This is a genomic window from Paenibacillus sp. MAHUQ-45 (genome assembly GCF_058133325.1).
Window position 1 is genome coordinate 737,596 of the sequence record NZ_JBYUPV010000003.1, and the last position, 20,295, is coordinate 757,890.

The following is a 20,295-nucleotide window of genomic DNA, read 5'->3' on the forward strand; positions in this document are numbered from 1 at the left end:
TAAAAATACAACAAGCTTCCGTACAACATAGAGACCCTTGCCTTGGTAGTATTCACGGTCAAATAATATCACCCTATGCAAACGCCAATCCGGGAAGAGCCGATTTATCCGGGACTAGTGTTTTAAGCTTGCTTGTCACTATTGTAACGAGAGAACAAACGCCAGATTAGCTCTCTACGGCTCGTAACACCCGTCTTGATGAAAATCGACTTGAGATGATCCTGAACGGTGTAAGCAGAGATATGCAGCTTGCGGGCTAATTCCTTGGTGGATTGCCCCATGGCGATCTGCTCTACAATTTCTTTCTCCCTAGACGACAATCCATACGACTCAGCAATTAGCGGCAGAATGTCGGCGGTTCGGGCTGGCTCAAAGGTAACGGCCAGCTGAATCTGGCCGGATGTCTCCTCCATTCTGCTGGCGGCAATAACCAAATAATGACCCGCTGGCAACCGTAGACAGATCTTGGCCTTCGAGGGCTGATTGTCCTCAGGAGCAGTCTGTTCCGCAAGCAAGCGCGAACAGACTGCCCGCACCGGACTTGGCAGTGCCTCCGCCCCAAGCTGTTCCCACTTCCCTAGCATGGACAGCCATTTTCTGGCTTGGCCATTAGTCGCGAGCGGGATCAGCTCATGGGACAGCACCATGATGCCGATATCCTCCTGCAGCCCTTGAATATCCTCCGGCGGCGTGCTTAATGCATACCCCCGCAGAGTTCGGGCTATCCAAGACGCGACAGCCGCCAGAAAGTCTTCCTCCTCTGCCTGGAAGACAGGCCTTTCCACTGACCTGAACAATGTCAGGTATCCCCAGCACGCCCCTCCGCTCAGCAGGACTGCACGGATTTCATCTCCGAGCCCTGCGGGCTTTAACACAGCAAGATAACGCCCGCTTCGCTCCAGCTCTCCCTCCGTAGCTCCGCTAAGCGTTGCCACTGGGACCGACCGCTGGACCAAATCATCATATTTGTTGAAATCTTCATGCAAATATTCATATTCAAACAGCCGGGCATGAATAGCATCAATGCCTTCCCCTGCAATGGCTCCAGTGGACAAGAGTGTGTACGGATCAACCGTTGTACAGCATGCGGCATCAAAAGGTATCCAGTCCTTCAGCTTGCTAATCATCGCCTCCCTGTATTCATGCGATGATGTCGCTCTTCGCTCCAGGCGCTCCAGCTCTTTCTTGAATGCTTCCAGACTCTGTAACATGCCCTTCTCCTTCTGAATCCCACAAATGTGGGATGGTCTCATTCTGACTTCACGCTGATAATTACTAATTATAAAGCAGCGCATCATATCATCAAGTCAGGAGAGGTTGTATATGAAGAAGCAAGACTCGAAAGAAGACAACGGAAGCAGAAATTGGGAGCACCCCAATGTTAATAGATACGAAGAGACCATTGCCTTAAAGATACCCGGTTATCACATGATGTACGAGCTGTTAGAACGGCTGCTAGCCGTAAGATTGGGGAACCACACTTCAGCGAAAGTGCTGGTTGTCGGTGCAGGTGGCGGTCAGGAGATCGTTACAATAGGTGCCAAACATAAAAATTGGCATTTTACTGGTATCGATCCTTCCAGCCGCATGCTGGAAATAGCTTCTCGGCGGATCAGGGAGGCCGGCTTTGAGCAGCAGACCACCTTGCTGCAAACCGGACTGGAAGGTTTTCCACACCAAGAGCCATATGATGCTGCAACCTGTATGTTGGTGCTTCATTTTGTAAAGGAGCGGGAACAGAAAAAGCAAATGCTCGCGCAGATTGCCAATCAGCTGAAGCCTGGGGCCCCCTTCTTCCTGTCATCCATTAACGGAGAAGCCAGTTCCGAGGCATGGACCCATATGATGAGAGCTTGGCAAAGCCATATGCTGGACCAAGGCATCAGCAACACGGAGTGGCAGCAATTTGCGGATTCCTTCGGAGTTACCTCTCACCCGCTTCCATCCAAAGAGGTTGAACTGCTTCTGGAGGAAGCCGGATTCAATACTATTTCACGTTATTTCAGCTCATATCTGGTTGAAGCATGGTTTGCCTTCAAAAAAGATGAGGAGAATGCCTGATGAACAAGGATATTATCGTCATCGGTGGTTACGGTCATGTTGGCTCACAAATCTGCTCCCTGCTCAGCGAATACTATCCTGGGCATGTCTATGCGGCAGGTCGTAGTCTGGAACGTGCAAAGCAATTCTGCATGACTACTGATGGCAAGGTTAAACCACTGCGCCTGGACCTCGTAGAAAAAGCGGACCCAGAGCTGCTTAAACGGACAAAAATAGTAATAATGTGTATGGATCAACAAGATACTGCTTTTGCCGAAGCATGCTTGCAAAACGGAGTGTATTATGTGGATGTATCGGCTAACGGCGCTTTTCTTACCTGCCTTGAAAATCTGACATCTCCCTCCAAACCGCTCCCTGGAACGGCTGTATTAAGTATCGGACTAGCCCCCGGTTTAACTAACATGCTGGCTCGTCAAGCCAGTGAAGCTATGGACCATACAGACCGCGCGGACATCACCATTATGCTGGGCCTTGGTGACAGCCATGGAAAAGCAGCCATTGAATGGACCTTGAACAATCTGCGGGCAGACTTCGATATTGTGGAGAACGGAAGCAAGGTTGCAGTGACCAGCTTCACAGGCGGCAAGATAAGTGATCTTGGTGAGGGATTGGGACGTCGTATAGCCTACCGCTTTCCTTTTTCCGATCAGCAGACCTTGCCCCGGACACTCGGCATCCCTTCCATCTCCACTCGTCTGTGCTTTGATTCCCGGATCGTTACTGCTTCCGTAGCGTGGCTGCAGAAATTCGGGCTGAGCAAAATGCTCCGCAGCGAACGAATGCGAAAAGCGGCAGTATGGTCTTTTGGCAAACTCCGCTACGGTAGTGATCAATTTGCCATCAAGGTGGATGCCTATGGCACGAAGAATGGTCTCCCCTATACAACGGAATATGGACTTCAAGGGGAAAATGAAGCCCAGATCACGGCCCGGGTAGCCGCTTCCGTGGCGGGAGCGATTTATAGCGCAGCATTGCCTCCTGGTGTTTTTCATATCGAAGAGTTATTCACCATCACTCTTGCCAGAGATCGTCTTTCACTGAGGCTGGCAGATACCACTGGGACTGGGCAATCCTATACCATTGACGAGATTACCTGCTGGACCCGTGAGGTGCCCCAATAACGTAAATTAATACCGGATACTGACGAGCGACGCTTCTTTAGCCCTGAAGATAAGGCTTTAAAGTCTGCACCATCTCCAGCAGCTGCTTGGAGGCGTCCTCGTACATCTGTTTGGCTTCCTTGTTCTGTGTGGACAGACTGAACATCTCCATGTCTGCTTCAGCTTTTTTGAGAGTGGCGTAGAGCTGCGGCTTCTCCTGCGCCTTCGGCACCTTGATTTTGTCGGCATAGAGGTCCACTGTCAAATCACCATAGGAATCCACCTGTCCCAAAAATACATCTTCGGTTTTCAATCCCATTAGTTCCAGCTTACCTTGCAGCCAGCCTCGAGTCTGACCCAGATTGTCCAGCGGTTCATCCAGAACCTTCCCGTCCATGATGACTGCCAGCGGTTCTTTCTCCTGGGGAACGATAATTCCCAGATCCTTGGGCGTTAACGGCTGGTTTTCCTTTTTCAGCAGGACGTTAATCGAGCCGGAGGATTCCATAATTGCAAACTCGACATCAGCGAGTCTGAACACATCCTTCTTGCGTAATTCCGCCAACAATTCATCCGAAGTCAAACGCTCCTTCTTCAGATTCTCTTCCATAATCTTGCCATCCTTGACAACAACCATGGATTTGAAGTCGATGAAATCCCTTGCTTTCTTGCTCTTGATCTGCAACAATTCAATGCCAAGCGAGACGGTCACCCAGACCGCAAGGGCAATCAGACCAATATACCAGGTCGTCTCGGTATCAAGGGAAATATAGGCCGCCAAGCTCCCGATGGTAATGCCCGTAATGTATTCGAATAACGAGAGCTGAGACACCTGTCTCTTCCCGAGCAATTTGGTTAAAAAGAAAAGAATCACCACGGCGCATAACGTCCGCACAATAACCTCCAACCATAACGGCAACTGTAACTCCTCCTTTGATTTAAGTGTCCTCGTTGCTTAACAGATTCATTATTTGTTAATTGAACCGGAAGAAAACAGGGATTTTTTCCCCTGAATAATGCTGCAAAGCGGAGCGAATCATATTCAACGTTAATTAGTTTTAATCACCCGAAGGAGGAACTTACAAATGACGGTAGCTTCACAGGTAAAAACATGTCTCTCTTCTCTAAAAGGCGCTCAAGCCAGCTTGGAACAGTTCGCGCTTGAAACTCAAAATCAGGATGCCAAAACCCTGTTCACCAACGCTGCAGCACAAGCACAGCAGATCGTACAGCAAGTAGAGAGCCGAGTTCAGGACCTCGAAAAAGAAGAGCCGCAATATAAAGGTTTCTAAATAAGAAAAGCCCTGCTCCAGTAAAGGAGCAGGGCTTTTCTTATTTAGCGGAGACCACTTCGGTTTGTGCGGAACTCTCCGTATCGATGTCACTTTTTTATGCTTGAATTTTTTAAGTATCATCCGCTCATAAAGTATCTGAATTTAATTATTTTAAATAATATTACGACTACGCTTAAAAATATTATTGATTTCGGCACTCGTATTTTCATTATTTCGGTTTTTTGTATAATTAACCTAAAGGAGTGAAAGCAATGGACGAAATCGACCTTCAGATCTTAGAAATGCTGAAGAGCAACGGCCGCATGACAAGTTCCGAAATTAGTAAAGTCATTCATTTATCCGTGCCTGCCATCACTGAAAGAATCCGAAAACTTGAAAAAAACGGAGTGATTGATCAATTCACGGTCAAATTAAATCGTAAAGCAATAGGGCAAAACTTCGTCGTTTTTATTTTTGTACAATTGCACGGCTCGGCCGAAACTCAAAAATTCCGTGAGAATATTATTCAATCACCGTTAGTTCTGGAGTGTCACCATATCTCGGGAGAATACGATTACCTCCTGAAAGTTGGGCTAGCGGATTTATCTGAAATGGAGGAGTTTATCACGCATACGCTAAAGGCCAATCATGATGTTGTAAGATCCAATACGATTTTTATATTATCCTCGCTAAAAGAAGAATAACGAAAGGAGTTCATCCTTATGTCATGGGAGTGGCTGGTCAGAGGAATCCTGTTAGGGGTTTCTATTGCAGCTCCTTTAGGTCCAATCAGTATATTATGTATCAAGGAGACCTTAAGCTCAGGTTTCAAAATCGGTCTATTCTGCGGTTTGGGAGCGGCCACAGCAGATGCAGTCTATGGTTGTATCGCCGGGTTAGGCTTATCCACCCTCACTGCTTTTCTAGTCGATTATAAAACGGTGCTACAAGCCTTAGGCGGACTATTTATTTGTTATCTTGGCATAAAGTCGCTACGAACTACTCCCCATACGGGAAGTAGCACAGAACCTTATAATCCAAAAAGCTCATTCAATTCATACATAGTAACGCTGCTGCTGACGCTATCCAATCCTATGACGATTATTTTTTTCCTCGGCGTTTTTAGCGCTTCCGGTGTTCAGTTGTCACGTAGCAGTTCCGATATGCCATTGTTGATAGGCGGTGTCTTTCTGGGTTCCGTGTTATGGTGGGTCTTTTTACTAGGGAGCACCGCTTTGTTCAGGATCCCTATGACGACAAAACGCTCGAAGCAGAACTGGTTCAACAAACTATCCGGATTGGTGATGTTATCTTTCGGTGTGATTGCTCTCATTCAATCTCTTGGTGAAATCTGGTGACAAATGGGAGCGCTGCGCTCCTACAGTTCCAAACTTCCCCCTTCGTTCCTCCTCGATTTTCGTTACTTTCTTTTGTTCATCTTATATAGTTTTTACTCAAACAAAGGAGGGTGTCCCAATCAGCCACTGGCTGTTTGGACACCCTCCTTTGTTATTTAGCAGAAACCACTTCGGTCTGTGCAGAATTTGTTGTATCCCCGTGACCTGGACCAAACAGATTCAGGACGACTACACCAATTACGATCAGAGCGATGCCGACGAGGCTGCCAGTCGATATTTTCTCCTTCCAGATCAGTACCGAAATAATGACAGTAGCCACCGATCCGACCCCTGACCAGATGGCGTAGGCTGCATTCAACGGAATCGTCTTCAGCGTCAGCGATAAGAAGAAAAAGGCCACCACAAAACCTACAACCACGCCGATAACGGGCAAGGGCTTGCTGAATCCCTGTGATGCCTTAAGCATCGACGTGCCGAACAACTCAAATATGATAGATAAAGCCAGATACAAATAACCCATTATTCTTTATTTCCTCCAGACCATGAAATTAATTGTTCAAACACTTGATCCCGCAGCTTCTCGTCCAGTTGGGCCATTCCGAACAGTTCCGTAAACCATATGCCGTCGGCGGCTAGTCTGATGATGGTGGCTTGAACGGGATCGATACCATCATGGATAATGTTGTTCTGCCAGCCCTTGAACTGCTCCCTCATTCCGTCCAGCAGCTTGGGGTTTGCAAAAGCGGCAGCAAATAGCGCTGAGCTCCTGTCAAGGCCCCGCTCCACGTCCTTAAAGGCAGTTCTCACATATGCACGACTCCATGAGCCTTGTGCATTAGGATCAGCCTCTGCTGTTTGCTGGACATTCTGTCCGTACTCTTCATTGAACTTATCCACCATACCGGTAATCAGAGCATCTTTACTAGCAAAATGATACAATAGTCCGCCCTTGCTGACGCCTGCCTCCTTCGCTACCGCATCTAGCGTCAGTTGAACCATCCCGTCCCGCTGAACAATGGTTGAGGCTGCATTCAGAATCGCTTCCCGTTTGGAATTGGCATTATGAGCTGTCAAAAGCATCACCTCTTTACATTTAGTGTACCGTCTGGACGGTTTGTGGGTCAACAGTAAAATGCTAATCGGTAGTTTTTTTATTAATATATGCAAAAAAGCCAGCAAATACGGTTGTAGCCGCTTTGCTGGCGCTCTTCTATTCCTTATAACTATCCTCTAAATGTTCATCAGATCCGCAATATGAATCTTCTGCCCAGTCCGAGCACTCTCTAGCGCTCCGAACACCATGGCCATGCTGTAACGATTATCCCTGCAATCTGTCTCTGCCGGACGTTGCTCTTTCAGCGAGAGGAACATTTCATCGAGGCAGCCAGGGTGGAACGTATTCTTCATTTCCATCTCCGGGCCTTGCACAGTTTCATAATCATAGAGAAACTTTCCGCTCTGGTCGCCAGTTGACACCACTTCCGCATAAGGCATACCGTTGCCGTCCCAAATCGCAGTCCCCTTCTCACCGGTGATCCGCCAAGAAGCTTCCCATGAGGTTGGAGCACCTTCTGCACACCAGGAACCTTGATAACTAAACACAGAACCATCTGACATTTCAAAAATGCATATGGCCGCAGCATTTCCAGCATACCATGATCCCGGAGGATTAAACTCCTGGCAGTAAACCGTCACCGGATTGGCTCCACTGATGTACCTCGCCTGATCAAAGGTATGTATCGCCATGTCCAGCAGCAATGGGCTTTCCATCGCATCACGAAATCCACCGAAATGGGGAGCCAAGAAAAAGCTTGCGCCGATATAGCCGGTCCTGCCGATAGTTCCCTGTTCGATCAAGCTCCGTAGTGAACGAATCCGCTGATCAAAGCGACGGTTCTGCATCACAGCATGCGTCATACCTGTCCGTTCCGTTAAGGCCACAATCTCATTACACTCTGCCATTGTGCTTGCCAGTGGCTTCTCTCCGAAGACCTGACACCCCATTTCCAGGGCGATGCGAGCAATCGTGAAATGACTTTCTGGAATCGTAACGTCAAATACTAGAGTGGCGCCAGTCTCGCTGATGGCTTGCTTCAGATCAGTGAACGTTGGGCAGGTTAGATTGTACCGCGCGGCCATCGCCTGTGCAGCTGAGGGGTACAGATCAACCAATGCAACAATTTCCGCATCCTCCCGCCCAAGTGCATATTCCACCCAGGCATTCGCCATTCCTCCGCAGCCAGCTACAGCGATGCGATATGATACTGTCACTTTAGCGCCTCCTTTGATTAGGTCGGATTCGGAACGAAGCTTCCGCCGCGGCAATGTTTAAGATAGTTAAGGGCATGAACTTGCCCGGTCATCTCCAGCTCATCCTTGTAGACCGGATCATGCCAGCCTTCAATATCAATGGTACCTTTGTAGCCCGCTTGGCGCAGGATAGTGATAATATCCGCCCAGTTCGTATCTCCGAAGCCCGGTGTGCGGTGCCACACATACTCCTTGGACCCATGAATACCATATTCCTTGACAATATCCCAGGCGATGGTTGCGTCCTTGCCGTGTACATGGAATATTTTATCCGTCCATTTGCGCAGCTGCGGGATTGGATCAATCAAGGCCACCATTTGGTGACAGGGTTCCCATTCCAACCCCAGGTTGTCGGCAGGCACGGCGTTGAACATTTTCTCCCAAGCCTGTGGGTTGTGAGCGATGTTCCAATCGCCGGATTGCCAATTGCCACCCATGGAGCAATTCTCGAAGGCAATGCGCAGGCCACGGTCAGCTGCTTTCTTCGATAGTTCACCGAAGACTTCTGCAAACTTCGGCAGGGAGTCATCGATGGATTGACCTGGTAAACGACCGGTGAAACCGGATACCATATCCGTACCGAACAAGTGGGCTGTGTCGATTAGACGTTCCCAGCTTGCCAATGCATCTTCGTTGCCGTTAGTGTTGATGAGCGGATTGCCAAATATGCCGACAGAAGAAATGACAAAGTTATGTTGATCCGCCAGTTCACGCACGCGTTTGGCCGTCTCCGCTAAGTCTGTCTCTCCTGTTGTTTGCCAAAAGGTCAAGCTAAAGGATTCAAAGCCATGTCCTACGATTTGCGGAATCACACGCACGGCATCGCCGCCGCCCACCAAAGTACCGATTCTAAGTGTATCTTGCATCTTGTGTACCACTCCAATATTGGTTTATATTAAATTCAATATCACAAGTATATCCGTCATTTTCACCTAAATCTCTGATTATATTGTGTTATTATAGTTCAATCTTGTGGTGGAGGCTGAAGTCGTTGACATACCCGAAGGAGCTTAAAGAATACCCGCAACTGGAACAAAAGACGTACCCGTTCCGCTTATTCATCAACGATCGCCAGGAGGCAAAGGCGGGTGAGAACATTCTTTTCATACACTGGCATGAGCATTTCGAGATCATTGTGATGCAGCGTGGCAGCGCTATTTTTCATGTGGACAGTCATCCTTATGAGGTTCAGGCGGGTGAGGTCCTGTTCGTTCCCTCAGGGGGACTGCATGTCGGCTACACTACCAAGGATGGGCCTCTTTGCTATACCTCTATCGTGTTCCATGGGTCGCTCTTCGAGGACTGGAAGCAGGACCCGCAGCATGAGCAATTCGTTGAACCTTATGTGAGCAACCGATATCAGTTTCCGGTAAGGCCTGCCGAGTATATTCCGTCCTTTGCCGCACAATCTGTACTGCTTCAGTCCATTATCGAAGAGGATCAGATCAAGGGGCCAGCTTATCAACTGGCGATCAAGAATTACCTCCACCTGCTGTTCACCTTGCTGTCACGCCATTTTTTGCCTCAACAGCTCGTTGGCAGTTCCAAAGAACATCATTCATTCAACCGGGAACGATTCAAGCCGCTGCTAACCCATGTAGAGAAGCATTTCGCTGAAAAAATCACTATTGAACAGGCAGCCAAAACCGTCAATCTCAATCCTTATCATTTCTGCAAAACGTTCAAGAAGCTAACCGGACGTACCTTTATTGATTATGTGAATCTGTGCCGGGTTAATGAGGCCGAGCGTCTATTGCTGGAGAGCAATCTTACTATTACCGAAATCGCTGGACAGGTTGGCTGTGACAATCCCAATTATTTTACGAAGCTGTTCAAACAGTACAAGGGCATGACTCCGTCAGGGGTTCGTAAATTTCCATGATTTACACTGCGAAATCTTACGAAAATTGGTCAATCTAGCGGGAGAATGTCAGCAAATACGATACGATCTGGAGATCACGCCTGATAGACTCAATTTCACTCTATAGGGTAATCGAATAACGGGAAAACCTCCTGTTAGTTTCAGTGAAATCCCTTCTTTTCTAAAAATAACTGGAAATTATCCTGTTGATTATCTCTTTTCTAGGGAATTACGGGATATATGAGGTTCATAACTGGAGAATTTCCCTTTATTTATCACAAGGAAGGTGAAAGGACACATTTAACGGGATATTTTCCTGTTATCAAAGCCTCTCTTAAGATTCGAACGTGGCTCGGGTAGTTATTCTGGTGAAGTGTAAACTTGCGATCGCTGTTGTTCTCATATTCTTCTATGTTAAGCCGCCTCTATGCGCTGAACTTAAGAAAAAAAGCCCGCCCTCATAAGAATGGAAGTGATGAGTAACCATTCCTACGGGGCGGGCTTCTTTTATTGACTGAATCAATATTTAATCCAGTGTATATGGCGTCAAACCAACTGGAAGCGCTGCAGGACGGCTGCAGGTACTCTCCATGGCATAGAAGCTGCGGGAATCAGAGGAGTCGTGGAACGCCCACATCGCTTCCAGTACATGATAGGCCAGTTCTCCGCTAGCCCGGTGAGGTCGCCCGGTGCGAATGGCATATGCCATATCGGCTGGACCAATGCCACGTGTATTCTGGTCATAACCTGGCAGCAGCGGCTGCTCGCTCCATTCACTCTCACCTGTGCGCCGGAATTTTACCGGTCCGCCAAAGTTATTTGGATCGGGAACCTGAATCGTTCCCTCAGTCCCGTATATTTCAATATGAGGCAGATCACTGCCCCCGAAGACATCGAAGCTGGTGATAAGGGTCGCAATGGCACCCTCTGCGAATTGTAAGGTTCCTGCCACATGAGTCGGGATGTCCACCGGAATCTTCTGCCCGGCTTTTTTCTCACTGGTGATGGTCCGTTCCGCGAGTGCCTTGCCTGTCATCCCTGCTACGGCAGAGATTGGCCCCAGCAGTTGAACCAGCGCTGTCAGGTAATAAGGCCCCATGTCGAACATTGGTCCGCCACCTGCCGCATAGTAAAATTCCGGATCGGGATGCCAATTCTCATGACCTCTCGACATCATGAACGAAGTGGCTGCCATAGGTCGGCCAATTACTCCATCCTCTATTAGCTTCAGCGAAGTCTGGATGCCCGAGCCGAAGAATGTTTCTGGCGCACTGCCCACCAACAGCCCTTTGGCCTTGGCCGTTTCCAGTACTTTGCGCCCCTCTTCTCTCGTAACCGCAAGAGGCTTCTCTACATAGACATGCTTCCCGGCTTCCAGCGCCCGGAGACAAATCTCAGCATGAGCAGCCGGGATCGTGAGGTTGATCACAATCTCGATTTCGGGATCTGCAAGCAGCTCCTCTGTTGTATACACACGTGGGATATTGTATTTCTGTGCCTGTTCCCGCGCTCTTTCAAGATCCATATCTGCACATGCGACTAGCTCCAAAATCTCAAACTTGTTGCAGTTTTCCATATAGATGCCGCTGATTTTTCCGCAGCCGATAATGCCAACTTTTACTTTATCCATTGGTCTTCTCTCCCGAATTATAGTTGACTGTCCGCCATGCCGCTGTAGCTATTCCCTGCACCTGCTGTGGTTCGTCCGCCAACCTGTTTTCCTTCAGCTGCCCACAACAGTCCTCTTCTCATCAGTTCCTTCACCTGTGGCAGCTCCACGATATCAGCGTGATGACCAAGCGAATTGTAGTACACGCGTCCTGCACCCCAGCGCTTGGTCCAGACCACTGGCATATCCACCGCTCCGTTAGCGGAGTGAGGCCCTTCTGCTACAGGGAAACGGGTAGTCGCCAGAACTTCGATAGCGGGATCAATATGCAAATAATATTGCTCAGATGTAACATTGAAATCTGGAATGTCCTGCACCAGCGGGCTGGAGCTATGACGGATGTTCACTGTATATTCCACTCCGTCATTGCCAGGATGAGCTACCCATTGCCCGCCAGTCATGAACTGCCAGTCCACATTGGTGCGGAAGGAATCACACATGCCACCGTGACAGCCTGCCAGCCCAGTACCACTCTGCACGGCCGCAGATACATTATCGACAAGCTCCTGCGAGATCTCGCCCATCGTCCACACTGGGACAATCAGATCCAGGCCCAGCAGCTTCTCGCGGTCTGCAAACGCCTCCAGAGTATCCGATACTTCCACTTCGAAGCCTGCCTCCCGCAGAACACCAGCGAATACCTCGCTTACCTGCTGCGGTTCATGGCCATCCCAGCCGCCCCATACGATCAATGCCTTTTTTGCGCTCATTAGAAATCTCCTCTCAGGTCTGTAAGCTACATTTCGGACAGGCTAACCCAGCGACGCTCTTCAATCGAACGTTCCACGGCTTCAAGCACTGCCTGACATTTCACACCGTCCCGGAAGTTGGGTTCCGGCAGACGGCCTTCTTCAATGGCATTGGACAATTCCAGCACTTCATGAATAAATGTATGTTCAAAACCGATGGTATGTCCGGTTGGCCACCAGGCCGCCGCATATTCATGAACAGGATCAGTGGCCAGCACACGGCGGAAGCCCTGCACATCTTCGTCATCTGAGGTCAGAAAGACCTCCAGTTCATTCATGCGCTCAAAGTCGAACTTTACACTGCCAAGACTTCCGTTGATTTCAAAAGAATTGGTAGAACGGTGTCCCGCGGCAAAACGCGTAGCCTCGAAGCTGCCCATGGCACCGTTTGCAAAACGGGCCAAAAAGAGCGTAGCATCATCCACCGTAACCTCACCACGTGGTCCTTCTGCGCTTCCCTTAGCAGTAAGACCTGTCATTTCAGCAGCTAGCGGACGCTCCTTGATGAAGGTCTCACTCATACCGATCACTTCCTTAATATCGCCTACAAGGAAATGTGCTAAATCAATGAGATGCGCCCCCAGATCACCATGAGAACCGGACCCGGCAATTTCCTTCTGGAGCCTCCAGACTAGCGGGAATTCCGGATCGAGAATCCAGTCTTGCAGGAACCAGGCCCGGAAGTGATAAATCTTGCCGAGACGTCCACTCTCCACCAGCTTCTTAGCCAACCGTACGGCTGGGGAAAAGCGGTAATTGAAGCCTATCATATGGAGGACGCCAGCCTCCTCTGCGGCCTGAAGCATTTCCCTGGAATCCGCAAGCGACAACGCCAGCGGCTTCTCGCAGAACAGATGCTTGCCCGCTTTGGCCGCAGCCAGCGCAATTTCCTTATGGACATTACTTGGTGCATTGATATCCACCAGATCAATATCCTCTCGGGTCACCAGTTCCCGCCAGTCCGTAACGCTATCCTGCCATCCAAGCCGCGCGGCCGCTTCCTGCAAATCTTCGGCATTACGTCCGCAAAGCACGGACATTTCCGGCTTCAACGCCTGAGGAAAAAACATCGGAAGAGTCTTGTAGGCATTGCTGTGAGCCTTGCCCATAAATTTATACCCGATCATGCCAACGCGCAGTTGTTTCATTTAATACCTCCTAGGGAATTCAAATGAGGGTTGAAGCACGAACAACAAGCTCTGTCGGAAGCTTGATCCGAAGCGGCTTGTCTTCTGCAGCCCCGTCCTCCGGCGTATCCAGCACACGGGCTGCAGCCAGCTCGCCCAGCCGGTAAAATGGCACACGCACACTGCTCAAGGCAGGTGTGGTCAATTCAGCTGCATCGGAATCGTCATAGCCGATAATAGCAGGCATGTTTTCTCTAGTAATTCCCAATTCGAACAACCCTTGCTGCAGACCGATCGCCATTCGGTCATTGGCTGCAAACACAGCATCAATCTCGCCCAGCACGGCTGCAATTTCCGCTGCCGCACGGATGCCGCTTCTGCGGCTAAAGTTTCCCTCAAACTGCAAGGAAGACTGCACGGATAAACCGGCCTCGCGTAGTGCACGGGAATACCCTTCCATCCGATCGCGGCTGTTCGAATAGACCTGCGGCCCATTCAGAAAGGCAATCCGCGTAAAGCCCTGTTGAAGCAGATGCTGAACAGCCAGCATACTGCCCTGAACATGATCTGCATCCACCTCGGGGAAGTTCTCTCCTTCAAAATGCTGGTTAATAAGACAGAAGGGATATCCATCTTCCTTCAACCGGCGCAGTGCTTCAAGCTCTTCCTTCTCTTCTTTGGCACCAAGGACAATACAAGCATCCACCTTGCGCATCCGAAATAGCTCGCTGTAATCCATAGTCCCGTCTGAATTGCGAAAGAGCATCAGCAGATCATAACCTTCATCCCGTGCTTTGTTCCCGATACCGCTTAGAATCTCAGAAAAATAATAAGCAGAGAACAGACGTGCCTTGGGCAAATATGGCATAACCACACCCAGATTGCCGCTGCGTTTACGGGCAAAGCTTCGGGCTAGCGAGTTTGGCGTATAGCCCAGCTGTTGGGCTGCTTCCAGCACCCGCTGCTTCGTCTCTTCCTTAAGCGGACCGACATCATTCAGCACACGTGATACGGTAGCTTCAGATACACCGGCCAGCTCGGCCACCTCTTTTCGGCTGGCGATAGGAATCAACTCCTTTACAAAATGTACACGCGTACATTCTCTCATGCAAAGCTCACTTCGTCAATTCTTTTCTGCATGAACCTCCACCCATTCTTGCACATGCCGAACGAACTTTTTCGTTGCAGGTGAAGCGTGTTTCATCGAATGAACGGCGATTCCCAGCGATCGAAAGCTTGGCTCCTCGAGTTCCAGCATCACCACGTTATGATTTTGGCGCATCAACACCAGCTCCGGCAGAATACTTATGCCAAGACCTTTATCTACCATGGCAATGATCGCATAATCATCCCCAGCCGAGAATTTAACATTAGGTTCAATGCCAGCCTTCTCCAGCACCCGCCGAACATCATAATCCGAGCCGGCCTTGGGAATAATGAAATCCTCATGCGCAATTTGCGACAGGGGAAAGTAAGGTGCCCCGCTGATCGGATGCTCCTGTGAAACAATGGCAAGCATACGATCTTTTTTCAAAGGAAAAACTTCGAACTTGTCACGCGTAGGTAGCGATATAAAGCCGCAATCGATCACCCCTGCCTCGATCCATTGTTCAATCTCCAGGTAGTCGCCCTCCATGAGCTTGAACTCAATATAGGGATACTGACTACGGAACTGCTTGATCATCCCGGGCAGCCAATGGACAGATACGCTGGTGAATGTACCGATGGTGATCGTTCCCGTCTCCAGTCCATGAATGTGAGTTACCTTCTGTTTCAATTGCTCATTCCAGTTCAGAATCTCGCGGATTGGCTGTAGCACCTGTTCCCCGTTCACAGTGAGTCTGACACCTGAACGATTGCGGATCAGCAGCGAGAAGCCAAATTCTGTCTCCAGACTGTTAATGGTGTGACTGATACCCGATTGGGTGAACCCAAGAACTTCTGCTGCTTTGGTGAGGCTACCCAACTCCACTACTTTTAAAAACACTTCGTATTTACTGAGACTCAAGCCAGTATCCCCCTCGTTCATATGTATGATATTTATTCATGTATTACATGATAAACATTCAGTTAACTTATATAATCAGGCATATTATACTATACTCACTTCGATGATTAAAAGGATGATGAACTGATGAAGCCGTTTAAGGCTGATCTCTTGCTATTGGTTGTAACTGTATTTTGGGGCTCCTCCTATCTGTTTATGAAAATGGGGCTGGATAGCCTCGGCGAATTTAATCTGATTGCGCTCCGATTCGGACTTGCTTTTATATTGTCTGCCGCGATTTTCCACAAGCGTCTGCGCATGATTAATGTTAAGACCTTAAAATATGGCGCCTTGCTTGGCTTCCTGCTGTTAGGCGTGTTCACATGCATTACGTTCGGGCTCAAGACAACCACTACTTCCAATGCCGGGTTCCTGGTCGCGTTAACCGTCATTTTCGTTCCGTTGCTTCAAGTGCTGTTCTTCAAAAATAAAGTCGGATTCCCGCAAATCTTCGGCTCCCTGCTCGCCATCGGCGGAATCGGTCTGCTAACGCTGAATGCTTCGCTAACCGTACGGCCCGGTGATCTTCTCTGTACGCTGTCGGCAGTATTCTATGCAGTACAGATCATCGTTACCGGCAAAGCGGTCAAAGAGCATGACTCGTTAAGCATCGGTATCCTGCAGCTCGGCTTTGCTGGCGGTTACGCACTGGTGCTTTCCCTGCTGTTCGAGACGCCTCATCTGCCCTCTACCTTGCCAGGCTGGACCGCCATTTTGGCACTGGGCATTCTGTGCAGTGCTTTCGGCTTCATTTTGCAGCCGGTTGCACAGAAGTACACTTCTCCTGCACGCACCGGACTCATTTTCTCGTTAGAGCCAGTCTTCGCCGCCTTGTTCGGCTACTGGTTCGTCGGAGAGAAGCTGAGTCACCAAGGGTATGCCGGAGCGGCACTCGTTCTGCTCGGTATTGTTGCTTCTGAGCTGCTGGGTAAAGCATCCTTCGCCCCGGCTTGGATACAGGGGAAACGCGGCGCCAGTTAATGCCGCAGTCATGATTGGGCAGGACAGCCGTGCTTGTCCCCGCGCCTCAAATTTTCTACATAGCGAAAACCGCAAGCCTCCATGAAAGGAGACTTGCGGTTTTTTGTGCCACAACTATGGCTGCGTTATGCGTTACACATTCCTGAGCTAAGTGGCTTAGTGCCCCATCATCATAGCCGCATCAGCCTTATCGCCCTCTCCAGGGTTCGCGGTTGCCACCTTTGGCTTGCGCAGGATGATACTGATGACTACACCAGCCACAGCGATACAGCCGGCCAGGAAGAAGACATCATTGAAAGCCAATACTGAGGCCGCCAGCGGATTGCCGCCTTTGCCCATTTCACCCATATGGGTTGTAATTTGACTGGTTAGGTAGCCGGTCATACCTGCTACAGCAAAGGAAACAACAACTTGTTGTGCAGCTGCAGTAAGCGGCGTTACACGGCCAACCCATTCACGCGGTGCGGAATTGAGTACATGCGTGTTCAGTGGCATCATGGTCAAGCCCATACCCAGACCCATCATGAACAGGTATACCATAATCTGTGGAAGCGCGGTGTCCATTGTAATACCCGACAGCATGAATAGCGCAACAGAGATAATCGTCAGGCCGACAAAAGCCAACGGACGTGCACCGATCTTATCGAACAGACGACCGCCAATCGGCATACCGAATCCGGCAGCCAGCGCCTGTGGCAACAGAATCAAGCCAGTCTCAAGCGGTGTGAAATTGCGGATCTGCTGAAGATAGAGCGGAACGAACAGCATGGTACCGAATAGTGCCGCTTGTGTTACCCAAGTCAGGATAATACCGCGGGTAAAGTCGGAAGAACGGAAAACGCGCAGTTCCAGTAGCGGATGCTTATGCAGCAGCTCAACGATAACGAACAAGACCAGTGCTACGCCACCAACGGCCAACCCTACGATTGTCGATGTGGACGACCAACTGCCGCTACCGCCTTCGTTAACGCCGTAAGCCAGCATGGAGAAGGCGATTGGCGCCAGGATCATGCCCAACAGATCGAGGTGTGTTCTGCCTGTTTTCTCGGAAGTCGGCAAGTATTTAATGCCCAGAATGACAGCTATGATACCAATTGGCAGGTTGATCAGGAAGATCCAGTGCCAGCTTACGTACTCCACCAGCCAACCGGAGAGAATCGGTCCAAGTGCTGGGGCAAGCAGCATCGGAATCCCGAGCATCCCCATAATGGAGCCTCTGCGTTCCGGCGGTGCCAATTTGAAGACCATTGCCATCCCGATTGGAGCGACCATCCCGCCGCCCAGACCTTGGATTACACGGAAAAGAACAAGTTGGCCCGAGGTTTGGGCAATGGAGCACAGTACGGAACCCAAGACGAACATGATTACCGTTGCCAGAAAGACCTGCTTAGAGCCAAAACGGTCTGTCATCCAGCCAGCCAGCGGAATAACTGCAGCCAGTGCTAGCGTGTAGCCTGTAATGGCCCATTGCACTGTTTTGAGGTCTGTCGAGAAGTAATCGACAAGTTTAGGGACGGCGACATTGACGACTGTACCATCCAGAATAACCATAATCATACCCACGATAATCGCGAGCAACGGAGGAATAATTGCTTTCAATGAGAAAGCCTGTCCTCCTGCCGTATTTCCATTCACACTATTTGACATGCTTTTCTCCACTCTTTTCTCTATAAAGTATATTTACTAAAATAATGCTCAAACAGACAATCGATCTGCTCATCGAGAGCCGGAAGGTCAAACACCGGTGTGATCTTTTCCTTCTTGCCCGGAAAGTTCGTAATCAGCGCCGGAATCACAACAGCCCCATATAGCTGAAGCATCATTAGTTGCAATCTGCCATCGTCCTCTACATGAGTGATCTCCTTCAATGTATTGTGCATTTTCTTGACCCTCAAGATCTTGGCATAACGGTCATATTCTGTAGGTGAGCACATGATCTGGGGTCCCTGTTCCAGCACCTGTCTGGCCAATCCGGGATATCGGAGAAGATTCACAACATACCGGCTTAAGAATTGCTTGAGCCGCTCCTCCGGCAGCAAGGAAGCATCTTCAAGTGCCTGGAAGGCATCATCGAACGTTGAGAGCAATACACGAACGGCATCACTCATTAGACTTTCCTTGGAACCGTAATAATAATTCACCAACGCAAGATTAGTGTCTGCCCTGGAAGCAATTTTACGCAGAGTCGCGCATTGGAACCCTTCCTCTTTGATCAACATCACCGTAGCATCCAAAATCGTCTGTTTAGTATCTTTATCTGAATGGTCTGTGCCCTGGTCCAGTGTGTTCATCGCTACCGTTTCCACCTCCTCTCATGATTTAATCATTGTTTTAAACACTGTTTAATCGAACATTAATGTACTCCTAAACACCTGTTATTGTCAATAGTCAACATCAGGCAACGAGTGTAATCTGTTCCTTCCTGTCCGACAGCTTGTTCATCACACGTTATACTTTCCCTGGAGACGTAATAAATAATTCATTAGTACAATCTCCTTTCTTCATGTAATCACTGTTTTAAACGCCGTTTAACCGAACATTAATGTACTCCTGAACCCCTGTCCTTGTCAATAGTCAAGATTAGGTACCCCCATCTGGTTATATGTAACCATAAAGGATATTTGAATTATGATAAAGAATTCATAGTGCAACATCGATCTTATTTTGAAAGGAGCTAACTATGATACCACAAATAGTCGAAAAATCTATGAATGCGCTATGCAGCTCTTTAGTTACGAACAATTCCAACATCGATTCAGTTTATATCTACGGTTCGGTTGCATTGGGAGACTTTATTGAAGGTTCTAGCGATATTGATTTCATAGCAATTCTTCGAGAGCCACCAACGATGTCTGATATCCAGTCCATCTCGGCAGCTCACGAAGAGCTGGAAAACATGTTTCCACAGACTGATATTATGGGAGCTTATCTGCCGGGGAGTGAACTTGGTAAACCACAATGTGAAATTAGTTCTTTATTGACCTACTATAATAAACAAGTGCATACAAATGGCTTTGGTTCTGATATTAATCCAATTACTTGGTGGATTCTCAAAAATCATGGCATCAGAGTTTATGGATCGACACAATCCTTAAATTATGAAGTAGACATTAAAACTTTAATCACATACGTCATTGAAAACTTAAATACCTATTGGGCTGGCTGGATAAATCGACTAGAGAATCCATTGAATTTGAATAATTCATCAGACCCGGAGAGTGTTACAAAACAGCTTGATGAGACTGTTGAATGGTGTACCCTTGGTATGCTACGGCAACTATATACATTAAAAGAGCATGACATAAAGAGTAAAGTTGAGGCTGGTTATTATGGAATTACAATTATCCCACAGCGGTGGCATGAACTGATCTATGAGGCGATTAACATAAAACGGCTGCTGTCTCAACGCTACTATGATTCAAATGAAAAGCGCTTGACTGACCTTGTGGCATTACTTCGTTACATTCACTTAGAAGCTAATCGTATATTTGATGAGTGGATTGTGTCTTAATCTTGAAGAGAGGCCTCCTCCCCAACTAACAGCATTTTTGTATCTTATTTTTCTTCAATATAGGTAAATGAGGGAACTAAGGGCATTATTGTATCTTATTTTTCGAAAAAGCACGCTGGACAGGCATTTTAGTAGAATTAAGGTACATTTTGCAATTAGAATAAATAGTGGACACCCGTTAACGGACAGACCGATAATGAAATCAGTGGAGGTGTGTTCACTTGGGAGAACAAAGACAACGATATAA

At 48.6% G+C, this 20,295-nt stretch carries 21 protein-coding genes; 8 read left to right on the top strand and 13 right to left on the bottom strand.

What is annotated here, in order from left to right; translation table 11 throughout:
- Positions 1-122: 122 nt before the first annotated feature.
- Entirely contained in the window at positions 123-1,211 is a 1,089-nt protein-coding gene (locus AC3Y23_RS10760) for a LuxR C-terminal-related transcriptional regulator (RefSeq protein WP_379198494.1), read from the bottom strand.
- A 112-nt stretch (positions 1,212-1,323) separates the two neighbouring features.
- Here AC3Y23_RS10760 and AC3Y23_RS10765 point away from each other — a divergent pair, with 112 nt between their 5' ends.
- Positions 1,324-2,061: a class I SAM-dependent methyltransferase gene (locus tag AC3Y23_RS10765; protein ID WP_379198496.1), complete on the top strand. Its 738-nt coding sequence runs from the start codon at positions 1,324-1,326 to the stop codon at positions 2,059-2,061.
- Positions 2,061-3,182 carry a saccharopine dehydrogenase family protein gene (locus AC3Y23_RS10770; protein WP_379198498.1) on the top strand — a complete coding sequence of 374 codons (1,122 nt, stop codon included), beginning with the start codon at positions 2,061-2,063 and terminating at the stop codon, positions 3,180-3,182. Before AC3Y23_RS10765 ends, AC3Y23_RS10770 begins: the two co-directional genes overlap by 1 nt.
- A 37-nt stretch (positions 3,183-3,219) precedes the next feature.
- Here the strand turns inward: AC3Y23_RS10770 and AC3Y23_RS10775 are convergent, their stop codons facing one another.
- Positions 3,220-4,080 carry a DUF421 domain-containing protein gene (locus tag AC3Y23_RS10775; RefSeq protein ID WP_379198500.1) on the bottom strand — a complete coding sequence of 287 codons (861 nt, stop codon included), beginning with the start codon at positions 4,078-4,080 and terminating at the stop codon, positions 3,220-3,222.
- 166 nt (positions 4,081-4,246) lie between these two features.
- On the opposite strand from AC3Y23_RS10775, the gene AC3Y23_RS10780 reads away from it, so the two are divergent.
- From AC3Y23_RS10780 to AC3Y23_RS10790, 3 genes are all read left to right on the top strand, one after another.
- Positions 4,247-4,453, top strand: coding sequence for a DUF1657 domain-containing protein (locus AC3Y23_RS10780; protein ID WP_379198502.1), 207 nt, complete (start codon positions 4,247-4,249; stop codon positions 4,451-4,453).
- A gap of 254 nt (positions 4,454-4,707) precedes the next feature.
- The gene (locus tag AC3Y23_RS10785; protein ID WP_379198504.1) at positions 4,708-5,139 is read left to right on the top strand and encodes an Lrp/AsnC family transcriptional regulator; all 432 of its coding nucleotides are present in this window, start codon (positions 4,708-4,710) and stop codon (positions 5,137-5,139) included.
- Positions 5,140-5,157: 18 nt separating this feature from the next.
- A complete protein-coding gene (locus AC3Y23_RS10790) occupies positions 5,158-5,793 on the top strand; it encodes a LysE family translocator (RefSeq protein ID WP_379198506.1) in 636 nt (211 codons plus the stop codon).
- A 151-nt stretch (positions 5,794-5,944) separates the two neighbouring features.
- Here AC3Y23_RS10790 and AC3Y23_RS10795 read toward each other — a convergent pair whose 3' ends face one another.
- The 4 genes from AC3Y23_RS10795 to AC3Y23_RS10810 form a co-directional block, all read right to left on the bottom strand.
- Positions 5,945-6,313 carry a DMT family transporter gene (locus AC3Y23_RS10795; protein ID WP_379198508.1) on the bottom strand — a complete coding sequence of 123 codons (369 nt, stop codon included), beginning with the start codon at positions 6,311-6,313 and terminating at the stop codon, positions 5,945-5,947.
- A complete protein-coding gene (locus AC3Y23_RS10800; RefSeq protein ID WP_483874848.1) occupies positions 6,313-6,867 on the bottom strand; it encodes a TetR/AcrR family transcriptional regulator in 555 nt (184 codons plus the stop codon). Before AC3Y23_RS10800 ends, AC3Y23_RS10795 begins: the two co-directional genes overlap by 1 nt.
- 156 nt (positions 6,868-7,023) lie before the next feature.
- Entirely contained in the window at positions 7,024-8,064 is a 1,041-nt protein-coding gene (locus AC3Y23_RS10805; protein ID WP_379198512.1) for a Gfo/Idh/MocA family protein, read from the bottom strand.
- A 17-nt stretch (positions 8,065-8,081) separates the two neighbouring features.
- Positions 8,082-8,969, bottom strand: a complete 888-nt coding sequence (locus AC3Y23_RS10810; protein ID WP_379198514.1) for a sugar phosphate isomerase/epimerase family protein — start codon at positions 8,967-8,969, stop codon at positions 8,082-8,084.
- A 125-nt stretch (positions 8,970-9,094) separates the two neighbouring features.
- On the opposite strand from AC3Y23_RS10810, the gene AC3Y23_RS10815 reads away from it, so the two are divergent.
- Complete coding sequence (locus AC3Y23_RS10815; RefSeq protein WP_379198516.1) at positions 9,095-9,985, top strand: helix-turn-helix domain-containing protein; 891 nt, start codon at positions 9,095-9,097, stop codon at positions 9,983-9,985.
- Positions 9,986-10,490: 505 nt separating this feature from the next.
- Here the strand turns inward: AC3Y23_RS10815 and AC3Y23_RS10820 are convergent.
- Genes AC3Y23_RS10820 through AC3Y23_RS10840 form a run of 5 tightly spaced genes read right to left on the bottom strand, consistent with a single transcriptional unit; the run spans position 10,491 to position 15,517 of the window.
- Positions 10,491-11,594, bottom strand: a complete 1,104-nt coding sequence (locus AC3Y23_RS10820) for a Gfo/Idh/MocA family protein (protein WP_379198518.1) — start codon at positions 11,592-11,594, stop codon at positions 10,491-10,493.
- A gap of 17 nt (positions 11,595-11,611) precedes the next feature.
- Positions 11,612-12,343: a ThuA domain-containing protein gene (locus AC3Y23_RS10825; RefSeq protein ID WP_379198520.1), complete on the bottom strand. Its 732-nt coding sequence runs from the start codon at positions 12,341-12,343 to the stop codon at positions 11,612-11,614.
- A 26-nt stretch (positions 12,344-12,369) separates the two neighbouring features.
- The gene (locus AC3Y23_RS10830; RefSeq protein WP_379198522.1) at positions 12,370-13,530 is read right to left on the bottom strand and encodes a Gfo/Idh/MocA family protein; all 1,161 of its coding nucleotides are present in this window, start codon (positions 13,528-13,530) and stop codon (positions 12,370-12,372) included.
- A gap of 19 nt (positions 13,531-13,549) precedes the next feature.
- Entirely contained in the window at positions 13,550-14,617 is a 1,068-nt protein-coding gene (locus tag AC3Y23_RS10835; protein ID WP_379198524.1) for a LacI family DNA-binding transcriptional regulator, read from the bottom strand.
- Positions 14,618-14,632: 15 nt separating this feature from the next.
- Positions 14,633-15,517: a LysR family transcriptional regulator gene (locus tag AC3Y23_RS10840; RefSeq protein ID WP_379198526.1), complete on the bottom strand. Its 885-nt coding sequence runs from the start codon at positions 15,515-15,517 to the stop codon at positions 14,633-14,635.
- Positions 15,518-15,643: 126 nt separating this feature from the next.
- Here AC3Y23_RS10840 and AC3Y23_RS10845 point away from each other — a divergent pair, with 126 nt between their 5' ends.
- The gene (locus AC3Y23_RS10845) at positions 15,644-16,537 is read left to right on the top strand and encodes a DMT family transporter (protein WP_379198528.1); all 894 of its coding nucleotides are present in this window, start codon (positions 15,644-15,646) and stop codon (positions 16,535-16,537) included.
- Between the two features lie 156 nt (positions 16,538-16,693).
- Here the strand turns inward: AC3Y23_RS10845 and AC3Y23_RS10850 are convergent, their stop codons facing one another.
- Both AC3Y23_RS10850 and AC3Y23_RS10855 read right to left on the bottom strand, forming a co-directional pair.
- Positions 16,694-18,184, bottom strand: coding sequence for a DHA2 family efflux MFS transporter permease subunit (locus AC3Y23_RS10850; protein WP_379198530.1), 1,491 nt, complete (start codon positions 18,182-18,184; stop codon positions 16,694-16,696).
- Positions 18,185-18,204: 20 nt separating this feature from the next.
- Positions 18,205-18,828 carry a TetR/AcrR family transcriptional regulator gene (locus AC3Y23_RS10855; protein WP_379198532.1) on the bottom strand — a complete coding sequence of 208 codons (624 nt, stop codon included), beginning with the start codon at positions 18,826-18,828 and terminating at the stop codon, positions 18,205-18,207.
- Positions 18,829-19,217: 389 nt separating this feature from the next.
- Here AC3Y23_RS10855 and AC3Y23_RS10860 point away from each other — a divergent pair, with 389 nt between their 5' ends.
- A complete protein-coding gene (locus tag AC3Y23_RS10860) occupies positions 19,218-20,048 on the top strand; it encodes an aminoglycoside adenylyltransferase domain-containing protein (protein WP_379198534.1) in 831 nt (276 codons plus the stop codon).
- Positions 20,049-20,295: the final 247 nt, after the last annotated feature.

Excerpts from the sequence above, each read along its gene's own strand:
- AC3Y23_RS10760 (WP_379198494.1), bottom strand. The coding sequence starts at position 1,211 with ATGTTACAGAGTCTGGAAGCATTCAAGAAAGAGCTGGAGCGCCTGGAG.
- AC3Y23_RS10765 (WP_379198496.1), top strand. The coding sequence starts at position 1,324 with ATGAAGAAGCAAGACTCGAAAGAAGACAACGGAAGCAGAAATTGGGAG.
- AC3Y23_RS10770 (WP_379198498.1), top strand. The coding sequence starts at position 2,061 with ATGAACAAGGATATTATCGTCATCGGTGGTTACGGTCATGTTGGCTCA.
- AC3Y23_RS10780 (WP_379198502.1), top strand. The coding sequence starts at position 4,247 with ATGACGGTAGCTTCACAGGTAAAAACATGTCTCTCTTCTCTAAAAGGC.
- AC3Y23_RS10785 (WP_379198504.1), top strand. The coding sequence starts at position 4,708 with ATGGACGAAATCGACCTTCAGATCTTAGAAATGCTGAAGAGCAACGGC.
- AC3Y23_RS10790 (WP_379198506.1), top strand. The coding sequence starts at position 5,158 with ATGTCATGGGAGTGGCTGGTCAGAGGAATCCTGTTAGGGGTTTCTATT.
- AC3Y23_RS10795 (WP_379198508.1), bottom strand. The coding sequence starts at position 6,313 with ATGGGTTATTTGTATCTGGCTTTATCTATCATATTTGAGTTGTTCGGC.
- AC3Y23_RS10810 (WP_379198514.1), bottom strand. The coding sequence starts at position 8,969 with ATGCAAGATACACTTAGAATCGGTACTTTGGTGGGCGGCGGCGATGCC.
- AC3Y23_RS10820 (WP_379198518.1), bottom strand. The coding sequence starts at position 11,594 with ATGGATAAAGTAAAAGTTGGCATTATCGGCTGCGGAAAAATCAGCGGC.
- AC3Y23_RS10825 (WP_379198520.1), bottom strand. The coding sequence starts at position 12,343 with ATGAGCGCAAAAAAGGCATTGATCGTATGGGGCGGCTGGGATGGCCAT.
- AC3Y23_RS10830 (WP_379198522.1), bottom strand. The coding sequence starts at position 13,530 with ATGAAACAACTGCGCGTTGGCATGATCGGGTATAAATTTATGGGCAAG.
- AC3Y23_RS10835 (WP_379198524.1), bottom strand. The coding sequence starts at position 14,617 with ATGAGAGAATGTACGCGTGTACATTTTGTAAAGGAGTTGATTCCTATC.
- AC3Y23_RS10845 (WP_379198528.1), top strand. The coding sequence starts at position 15,644 with ATGAAGCCGTTTAAGGCTGATCTCTTGCTATTGGTTGTAACTGTATTT.
- AC3Y23_RS10850 (WP_379198530.1), bottom strand. The coding sequence starts at position 18,184 with ATGTCAAATAGTGTGAATGGAAATACGGCAGGAGGACAGGCTTTCTCA.
- AC3Y23_RS10855 (WP_379198532.1), bottom strand. The coding sequence starts at position 18,828 with ATGAACACACTGGACCAGGGCACAGACCATTCAGATAAAGATACTAAA.
- AC3Y23_RS10860 (WP_379198534.1), top strand. The coding sequence starts at position 19,218 with ATGATACCACAAATAGTCGAAAAATCTATGAATGCGCTATGCAGCTCT.